Source organism: Pseudonocardia sp. McavD-2-B, from assembly GCF_024124365.1.
GTDB classification, from domain to species: Bacteria; Actinomycetota; Actinomycetes; order Mycobacteriales; family Pseudonocardiaceae; genus Pseudonocardia; species Pseudonocardia alni.
In genome coordinates this window covers 1-1637 of the sequence record NZ_JAMXSG010000501.1, presented here as the reverse complement: position 1 = coordinate 1637, position 1637 = coordinate 1, and the positions used below count along the sequence as shown (strand labels likewise).

1 protein-coding gene is annotated in these 1637 nt (G+C 78.7%); it reads left to right on the top strand.

Annotated elements, in window-relative coordinates; all coding sequences use genetic code 11:
- A partial coding sequence (gene eccCb, locus NH602_RS30660; RefSeq protein WP_253069664.1) for a type VII secretion protein EccCb occupies window positions 1-1607 on the top strand: 1607 nt, incomplete at its 5' end.
- Window positions 1608-1637: the final 30 nt, after the last annotated feature.

The following is a 1637-nucleotide window of genomic DNA, read 5'->3' as shown; positions in this document are numbered from 1 at the left end:
CGCTGCCGGTGGTGCTCGGCGACCCGCTGGTCCGGGCCGGGCGCGGGCTGTGTGCACCGGGACCGGTCGGACGGCTCGCCGCGCCGGTCGGGCTCGTCGACCGGCCCTACGCCCAGCGGCGCGACCCGCTGGTGCTGGACCTGTCCGGCGCGGCCGGGCACCTCGCCGTCGTCGGGGGGCCGCGGTCGGGGAAGTCGACCGCGCTGCGCACCGTCGTCACCGCGCTCGCGCTCACCCACACCCCCGGCGAACTGGGAGTGCACGTGCTCGACCTCGGCGGCGGCACGCTCGCCCCGCTGGCCGGGCTGCCGCACGTCGGGACCGTCGCCGACCGCCGCGCCGGCGACCTGGTGCGACGGGTGGTGGCCGAGACCGTCGCCGCCGTCGACGAGCGCGAGCAGCTGTTCGCCGCGCACGGCGTCGCCGGGATCGAGGAGTTCCGGGCCCGGCGCGCCGCGGGCGGGTTCGCCGGGGTGACCGCCACCGACCTGCTGCTCGTCGTCGACGGCTACGCGGCGCTGCGCGCCGGGTTCGAGGACCTGGACGAGAAGCTGACCGCCCTCGCCGCCCGCGGGCTCTCCTACGGCGTGCACCTCGCGCTGTCCGCCGCCCGCTGGGCCGAGATCCGCCCCGCGCTCAAGGACCAGCTCGGCAGCCGGGTCGAGCTGCGGCTGGGCGACCCGTCGGACTCCGAGGTGGACCGGCGTCGCGCCGCCGCGGTGCCCGCGCTGCCGGGGCACGGCCTGTCCGCCGACGGCGAGGCGACCGTCCTCGCCGCGCCCTGCCTGGTCCCCGGCACCGACCCGGCCCGGGAGATCGACGACGCCTGGGACGGCCCGTCGGTCGGCCCGGTGCGGTTGCTGCCCACCCGGATCGAGGTCGCCGAGCTCCCGCCCGGTCCGGGCCGTGGGCCCGCGCTCGGGGTCGACGAGGACCGGCTCGCCACCGTCGAGCTCGACCCGGACGAGCCGCACCTGCTCTGCTTCGCCGACTCCGGCGGCGGCAAGACGACCCTGCTGCGGACCCTCGCCCACGGCATCGCCGCGCGCTGGACGCCCGAGCAGGCGCGGATCGTCGTCGTCGATCACCGGCGGACGTTGCTCGGCGGGGTCCCGCAGAGCCACCTGCTCGCCCACACCTCGACCGCGCAGGCCACCACCGACGCCTGCGCGGAGATCGCGGGCTCGCTCGGACGGCGGCTGCCAGGCCCGGACGTCACCCCGGCCCAGCTGCGGGAACGGTCCTGGTGGAGCGGGCCGGACGTGTGGCTGCTCGTCGACGACTACGACCTGGTCGTCCCCGCGGCGGGGTCGGCCGGAACGCACCCGCTGCTCGCGCTCGCCGAGTACCTGCCGCAGGCCCGCGACGTCGGGCTGCACGTCGTCCTCGCGCGACGCACCGGCGGGGCCGGGCGGGCGCTGTTCGACCCGGTCCTCGGGCGGCTGCGCGAGCTGGGCGCCCCCGGCCTGGTCGGCTCCGGCAGCCCCGACGAGGGCGCGCTGCTGGAGAAGGTCCGCCCCGGGCCGATGCCACCCGGCCGCGGCGTGCTCGTCGACCGGCGGACCGGGGCGCGACGGGTGCAGCTGGCCTGGACCGAGCCGGGGTGAGCGGCATCGCGGTCGCCGTCCACGACCGCC